Below are 7,693 nucleotides of genomic sequence, written 5' to 3'. Positions count from 1 at the left end.
GTTCAGCAGGACCAGTGCGCATCGCAAGGCCATGTTCCGTAACATGACTGCGTCACTGGTTGAACACGAGCTGATCAAAACAACGCTCCCGAAAGCGAAAGAACTTCGCCGGGTAGCAGAGCCTTTGATCACGCTGTCCAAAAATGATTCGGTTGCGAATCGTCGCCTGGCGTTCTCACGTCTTCGTGACGACGCGGCGGTTGCCAAGCTTTTCAATGAGCTTGGCCCCCGTTACAACGAGCGTCCGGGTGGTTACCTTCGCATTCTGAAGTGTGGCTTCCGTGCTGGCGACAATGCCCCCATGGCATTCGTTGAGCTGGTTGGTCGTCCGCTGGACATCGAAGCAGAAGAAGTTGACGAAAGCGAAGATTAATCCCTTCGCCAAGTCATAAAAAACCGGAGCCTGATCGCTCCGGTTTTTTTATGGCTGGCTTTTGGGGGTTCGGTGCCTGGCCAGGTGATGGAGGTAAGTTTTCTTCAGAAAAAGAACTCGCTTACGCTCAAACACCTTTTTCCTCCAGAAAACTTACCTCCATCACCTGGCCGTTCCGGCTTCGGTAGTGCAGTCTCTCGGTGTTTTCTCCGGGGCTCATCTCTTTTTATTTTCCGGCTAATACTCCTTTCAGATAGCGTCCGGTATGTGAACCTTCGGCCTCTGCGACCTCTTCAGGCGTGCCTTCCGCCACAATCTGGCCACCACCGGAACCACCCTCTGGCCCGAGATCAATGATCCAGTCCGCCGTCTTGATCACATCCAGATTATGCTCGATCACTACGATGGTGTTGCCGTGGTCCCGTAACCGCTGGAGCACCGTCAGCAGTTGCTGGATATCGTAGAAGTGCAGTCCGGTTGTCGGTTCGTCAAGAATGTAAAGGGTTTGCCCGGTATCACGCTTGGACAGTTCCTTTGCCAGCTTGACACGCTGAGCTTCGCCGCCTGAGAGCGTCACCGCGCTTTGGCCGAGGCGAATATAGGATAATCCCACATCCATCAGCGTTTGCAGTTTGCGGGCGAGAAAGGGAACCGGGTCAAAAAACTCACGGGCTTCCTCAACGGTCATGGCCAGCACCTCGTGGATACTCTTGCCTTTGTAGCGAACTTCCAGGGTTTCCCGGTTATACCGTTTGCCCTTGCACACATCGCAGGGCACGTAAACATCCGGCAGGAAGTGCATTTCAACCTTGATCACGCCATCGCCCTGGCAGGCTTCGCAGCGTCCACCCTTGACGTTAAAGCTGAAGCGCCCGGGCTTGTAACCGCGGGATCGGGCTTCCTGGGTCCCGGCGAAAAGTTCGCGGATGGGCGTAAACAGGCCGGTATAGGTGGCCGGGTTTGACCTGGGCGTGCGGCCAATGGGGCTCTGGTCGATATCGATTACCTTGTCGAGCTGGTCCAGTCCCTTCAGAGATTCATAGGGTGCATGGGTAAGGCTGGTCGCCTTGTTCAACTTCGCGGCACATACCGGATACAGCGTGCTGTTGATCAGGGTGGACTTACCCGAACCGGAAACGCCAGTGACGCAGGTCATTACACCAAGGGGCAGAGTCAGCGTGCCACCCTGGAGATTGTTCCCGGTGGCGCCTTTCAGTACCAGGCTTTTGCCTTTGCCGGTGTGGCGCTGCTCCGGGATGGCGATCTCTCTTTTGCCGCACAGATATTGGCCGGTGAGCGACGCCTCCGAAGCAATAATGTCCTCCGGAGTGCCCTGGGCAATAATGTGTCCACCATGCACGCCGGCGCCCGGGCCAATGTCGATAACATGGTCTGCCGCGCGGATGGCGTCTTCGTCATGCTCTACAACGATGACGGTGTTGCCCAGATCCCGGAGGTGGAAAAGCGTGGCGAGGAGGCGGTCGTTGTCGCGCTGGTGCAAACCTATCGAGGGTTCGTCAAGAATGTACATAACGCCCACAAGGCCGGCGCCGATCTGGCTGGCGAGGCGGATGCGCTGCGCCTCACCGCCTGAGAGTGTGTCGGCGCTGCGCTCGAGGGTCAGGTATTCCAGGCCGACATTCACCAGGAACTGGAGCCTCTGGCGAACTTCCTTGAGGATTTTCTCCGCAATCTCGCCCTTGCGACCGGGAAGAGCAAGCTGCCCGAAGTAGGTGTGTGCATCACCAACGGGCATGTGTGTTACGTCGGAGATATTGTTTTTCTCGATAAATACATGCCGTGCACTGCGCCGTAGCCGGGAGCCGCCACATTCCTTACAGGGCTGAGTGCTGAGATTGCGGGCAAGTTCTTCCCGCATGCTCTGTGATTCCGTTTCCCGATAGCGGCGCTCCAGGTTAGGGAGAATGCCTTCGAAGGGGTGAGCCTTCTCCATGATGTGGCCGCGGGAATTCACGTAGCGGAAGGGAATGTCCTCAGTGCCAGAGCCATAGAGCAGTGTCTGGCGGAAGTTGTCCGGCAGATCGTCCCATGGCGTATCCACATCAACATCGTAGTGTTCGGCAACGCTGGTCAGCATCTGGAAATAGTAAACGGCCCGACGGTCCCAGCCCTTGATGGCACCTTCGGCGAGCGTAGCTTCGGGATGCTGGACAATCTTTTCGGCGTCAAAGAACTGTTTAACGCCCAGGCCGTCACAGGTAGGGCAGGCGCCGGCGGGATTATTAAAGGAAAACAGCCGGGGCTCCAGTTCGCTGATGGCATAGCCGCACTGGGTGCAGGCATAGCGTGCGGAAAAGGTGTGTTCGTCGCCCTTATTGTCCATGGGTGCAACCAGTGCAATGCCGTCGGCCAGTCCCAGTGCTGTTTCAAAACTTTCAGCAAGCCGCTGTTCAAGTCCCGGCTTCACCTTGAAGCGGTCCACGACCACGTCAATCTGGTGTTTGCGTTTCTTGTCGAGGTCTGGAACATCGTCGATATCATAAACCCGGCCGTCTACCCGCAGGCGGATAAAGCCCTGGCTGCGCATGGTATCGATGACATTCAAGTGCTCACCTTTACGATCCCGGATCACCGGCGCAAGAATCATCAGCTTGCTGTCCTCCGGCATGGCCAGTACCTGGTCAACCATCTGGCTGACAGTCTGGGCCTCCAGTGGCTGGTCGTGGTCCGGGCAGCGTGGTTCGCCGGCACGTGCAAACAGCAGGCGTAGATAGTCGTAGATTTCCGTAATGGTGCCGACTGTGGATCGAGGGTTGTGAGAGGTGCTTTTCTGCTCAATGGAAATGGCAGGGGACAGACCCTCAATGTGGTCCACATCCGGCTTTTCCATCATCGAAAGGAACTGGCGGGCGTAGGTGGACAGGGACTCGACGTATCTGCGCTGCCCTTCTGCATAGAGCGTATCGAACGCAAGGGAAGACTTCCCGGAGCCTGACAGGCCGGTGATTACGATCAGCTTGTCCCTCGGCATATCCAGGTCAATGTTTTTCAGATTATGGGTTCGCGCCCCTTTGATCTGGATATGGTCCATAACACCTCGCTGTTGGAAAAAACGGAAATTATACCGCGTTTGGGGTCCGTCCGGCCAAGGCCGGGGCGCTTTCAGGCGGTTAAATGCAAACTGCCCTGCCTGTATGGCTTCTGTTACAATGCGCAGCGATTTTGCGAAGGGCAGGCTGCTCTTCTGAACCCAGTTTCCGGAACCCGTATCAGGTCAGGCACCCCATGAATCCATTGGAAAGACGCTCCGTCGCAGCACTGGCATCTGTGTATGCCATGAGGATGCTCGGGCTCTTCATGGTTATGCCGGTGTTTGTCCTTCTTGGCAGCGATTTACAGGGTGCAACCCCGGCCCTGATAGGGTTCGCCATCGGCGCCTACGGGCTCAGCCAGGCGTTGTTGCAGATTCCGTTCGGCATGCTGTCTGATCGGGTCGGCCGCAAACGGATGATCTATATCGGCCTGGTATTGTTCGCCGCCGGCAGTCTGCTGGCCGCCGCTACAGACTCCATATACGTCGTAATCGCCGGGCGGATTCTTCAGGGTGCAGGAGCCATCGCCAGTGTGCTGATGGCGTTGCTCAGTGACCTGACCCGCGAGGAAGAGCGAACCAAGGCGATGGCGACGGTAGGTATTTCCATTGGTCTGTCTTTCTCTGTGTCGCTGGTTCTGGGCCCGTTGCTGGGCTCGGCATTTGGCCTCTCTGGCATCTTTTACACCACGACTGTGCTGGCAGTATTGGCAATGGTGATTGTCAGTCGCCTGGTGCCGACACCCCATGAGCACAAGTCCAGTGCCGATACCCACCCCGCCCGGGCAATGCTGGGCAAAGTGATTTCGGACCGGCGGCTGCTGCGCCTGGATTTCGGGATTTTTGCCCTGCACCTGGTATTGACGGCTATCTTCCTGGTGTTTCCAACACTGCTGCAGGACGGATTGGGACTGCCGTCATCATCCCACTGGTGGTTTTACCTGACGGTCATGGTGACATCGTTCTTTGCCATGGTGCCGTTCATCATCATTGGCGAGAAAGCACGCAGGATGAAGCCGATTCTCTGTGGCGCGATTGCGTTACTGGCGGTTTCAACTGCTGGTATCGCAGGCCTGTCGGGGAGTCTGGCGGCCGCATGGGGTGTGCTGTTTTTCTTCTTTATGGCCTTTAACCTGCTGGAAGCCAGTTTGCCATCGCTGGTGAGCAAGGAGTCCCCCGCTGCGGCAAAGGGCACGGCCATGGGAGTGTATTCCACATCCCAGTTCTTCGGCGCATTTCTGGGAGGTGCTGTGGGCGGTATACTACTCGAATACGTGGGGCTGGAGGGAGTGCTGTGGTTCATGGTTGTGGTGTTACTGCTCTGGCTGGGAGTGGCGCTGACCATGCCGAGCCCGGGTTACACAGCCAGTTTCGTGGTACAGTTACAACATGTGGCGTACAGCCAGTTTGATGATATTGACGATGCGCTGAGAAAGCTTCCCGGGGTACAGGATGTGGTTATCCTGGAAGAGGCGGAGACGGCCTACCTGAAGGTGGATCGTCAGAAATTCGACGAACTGTCTCTTGCGGACTTTTCATTTGTCCGGCAGGGTAGCAGTTCTTGAAAACCGGAGGCCTGCAGGGAAGGCAGGCTGTCCCTGAAAACAGAGTCAGGAGCAGATCATGGCACGAGGCGTAAACAAGGTTATTCTGATCGGGAACCTGGGGCAGGACCCGGACACCCGCTATACCCCGAACGGCAACGCGGTGGTGAACCTGAACCTTGCGACGGACGAAAGCTACAAGGACAGGCAGACAGGCCAGCTGGTGCCGAAAACTGAATGGCACCGGATCGTGATGTTCGGCAAAATCGCCGAGGTTGCCGGCCAGTACCTGCGAAAAGGGTCCAAGGTCTATATTGAAGGCAAGCTGCAGACCCGCAAATGGCAGAACAAGGAAGGTCAGGACGTTTACACCACCGAGGTGGTTGTCGATATTAACGGCCAGATGCAGATGCTTGACAGCCGTGGTGGTGAAGGCGGTGGTGCCAGCCAGGGCGCTCCTGCGGGCCGCCCGCAACAGGCCGGTAACGCAGCGCCTGCAGCCGCAAGCCAGTCAGGGCAGCAGTCAGGTGGTGGTTACAGCCAGCCTTCTCAGGGCAGCATGCCTGAGCCGGTCGATGACTTTGATGACGATATACCGTTCTAGAGTTCACCTGAGCCAATTTGTAACGTTTTAGCAGACAACTATGACAACGCTCCCGCTGAGCGGGGGCTTTTGTGTTAAAGCGTTGCAAAAAAGAGGTCAAATTTAACAAGAAAACATGGAATTACGTTCACTTTCTCAACTATTATGCAGGTCGATGTAAAATCTGTGTATTTTTCGAAGCACTGAGGCTTGCTAGTGGCCCCACGTTTAATAAAAAAGCTCCTGGGACGTTCCGGCAAGCGGCAACGTCTCTATCTGGAAGTTCGCCCGGACGGTATCGCCTGGGCGGAGCTCGGGGGCTCGGCTGGTTTTCTGGATTGTCCTCCAGCAAAACGTGAACAGGTTCTCGGAGCTCTGTCCAGTGAACGTGGCTGGTCCGGCGCAGACACCACCCTGGTGCTTCCGCTTGATCAGTACCAGGTGTTCCAACTGGAGCGCCCTGAAGGCGTTGATGAATCCGAGCTTGGCGATGCCCTGAAATGGAAGCTCAAGGATTTTCTGGATTTTAATCCTTCTGATGCGGTATCCGACGTATTTCCCTTCCCTGAGGATGCCTCCCGTGGGCGGGGAAACCTCGTGAACGTGGTTGCTGCTCGCAAGTCTCTGGTCAGCGAGTTGGTGGCACTGGTCGAGAACTGCGGCCTGACACTGATTTCTATCGATATCGCCGAGCTGGCGTTACGCAACCTGGTTCCCCGCCTTGATCCGGATTGCCGCGGTGCGGCACTGGTTCATCTGCGCGAGCGGTTCGGGCAGATGATCGTATGCAAGGGCGAGACTCTCTATCTGTCCCGGCGGCTGGACGTCACCTCCGATGACCTGCGGGATGCATCAAGTCAGGAAAACGCGGTTCAGTCACTGGCGCTGGAGATGCAGCGCTCCCTGGACTACTACGAAAGCCAGCTGGGTCAGGTGCCGCCCGCGGTAATCAGATTGGTGGCCCGGGACAATGTTCTGCCCCTCTCCTCCATGCTGGCATCCTACGTGGCTGCCAGCGTTGAAACCCTGGACTGGGCGCCATTCGGCCTTGATCAGGCCCTGGATAGTCGCTGCCTGGTTGCCTGGGCTGCCAGTCTGATATCGGTCGGGGGCGATGATGCGCTTGTCCAGCAGGTAAATCTCTATACCGACGAACTGCGACCCCGCAGAGAACAGCTGCAGTCAGGTGAAGCCCTTGCAGTTCTGGTACTTGCGCTGTTTGCGATTGCTGTCGCTGCCGGGGTTGTCCGGTACCAGGAATCGGGACTGCATGCCGACACCACAGCGCTGCAACAACAGAATGAACAGCTCCGCAGTTCCGTGGAGCAACTGACGAACGAGGTGGAAGCCCGTCAGCCAGACCCGGAAGTGGAAGCAGCCCTGGAGCGTGTGACCGCCACCCTGGCACGCAGGCAGCGTTTACTGGAGCGGGTGGAAAACCTGATCGCCACCGAAACAGCCGGCTTCTCCGCCCCGTTATCTGCCCTGGCGCGCCAGGTACCCCAGGGGCTGTGGCTGACGAATATCCGGCTTGACGCACGCCAGGGCGATGTTGGCCTGGCAGGCAAAACACAGGCAGGCCGGCTTGTGCCGGTGTACCTAGAAAAACTGGGTGATGAGCCAGCCTTTGCGGGCAAGACTTTCGGCAGCTTCCGGCTTGACCGGGAAGAAGACGGGCGTCGGATCGAGTTCCGGGTTGCCACGAGTGCTGACGGGGAGGGCTCACGATGACATCGGCAGTCCGCCAGCAAATTGGCCAGGGCGCGGCATGGTTCAATGAACGCCCCATTCGTGAACGGGTATTGCTGACCTTGACTGCAGTTGTGGTGGTCCTTTTCGCAGGCTGGGAGCTTGCAGTCGCCCCGGTTACGGCCAGCAACGAGCAGTTACGTCTGCGCCAGGTGTCCTTGGCTGACACCCGTGATTCATTGATTGACCAGCAGAGTTTGCTGGAAGAGCAGTTGGCATCCGATCCGTCGCAGGCGTTAAGGGACCGGCTGGCTGCCAGGCAGCAGAGGCTGGAGAGGCTGGATAACGAGCTTGCTGAAACCACAGGGCGTCTGATTGCGCCCCGGGCAATGGTTGTACTGTTGCGGGATATGCTTGCCGCACAGGATGAACTGGAACTCCTGGGTGTGGAT

At 57.4% G+C, this 7,693-nt stretch carries 5 protein-coding genes and 1 pseudogene; 5 read left to right on the top strand and 1 reads right to left on the bottom strand.

Annotated features, from left to right (window positions below; translation table 11 throughout):
* On the top strand, positions 1 to 373 hold a 373-nt coding region (gene rplQ, locus ACESMB_RS13845), incomplete at its 5' end, for a 50S ribosomal protein L17 (protein ID WP_372971852.1).
* 226 nt (positions 374 to 599) lie between these two features.
* Here the strand turns inward: rplQ and uvrA are convergent.
* Complete coding sequence (gene uvrA / locus ACESMB_RS13840) at positions 600 to 3,425, bottom strand: excinuclease ABC subunit UvrA (protein ID WP_372971851.1); 2,826 nt, start codon at positions 3,423 to 3,425, stop codon at positions 600 to 602.
* A 194-nt stretch (positions 3,426 to 3,619) separates the two neighbouring features.
* Between uvrA and ACESMB_RS13835 the strand changes: the two genes are divergently transcribed.
* The 4 genes and pseudogenes from ACESMB_RS13835 to ACESMB_RS13820 form a co-directional block, all read left to right on the top strand.
* Positions 3,620 to 4,990 (top strand): MFS transporter, encoded by a 1,371-nt coding sequence (locus ACESMB_RS13835; RefSeq protein WP_372971850.1) that lies wholly within the window; start codon positions 3,620 to 3,622, stop codon positions 4,988 to 4,990.
* Positions 4,991 to 5,048: 58 nt separating this feature from the next.
* Positions 5,049 to 5,573 carry a single-stranded DNA-binding protein gene (ssb, locus tag ACESMB_RS13830; RefSeq protein ID WP_372926601.1) on the top strand — a complete coding sequence of 175 codons (525 nt, stop codon included), beginning with the start codon at positions 5,049 to 5,051 and terminating at the stop codon, positions 5,571 to 5,573.
* Between the two features lie 195 nt (positions 5,574 to 5,768).
* Positions 5,769 to 7,283 (top strand): PilN domain-containing protein, encoded by a 1,515-nt coding sequence (locus ACESMB_RS13825; RefSeq protein ID WP_372971849.1) that lies wholly within the window; start codon positions 5,769 to 5,771, stop codon positions 7,281 to 7,283.
* Positions 7,280 to 7,693, top strand: a pseudogene (locus ACESMB_RS13820) (MSHA biogenesis protein MshJ); the annotation flags it as partial. The gene ACESMB_RS13825 and the pseudogene ACESMB_RS13820, both read left to right, overlap by 4 nt.

The sequence above is a fragment of the Marinobacter sp. genome (genome assembly GCF_041686475.1).
Lineage (GTDB): Bacteria > Pseudomonadota > Gammaproteobacteria > Pseudomonadales > Oleiphilaceae > Marinobacter.
Note: the sequence above shows the minus strand (reverse complement) of the source record. Positions and strands in the feature narration are given on the sequence as shown.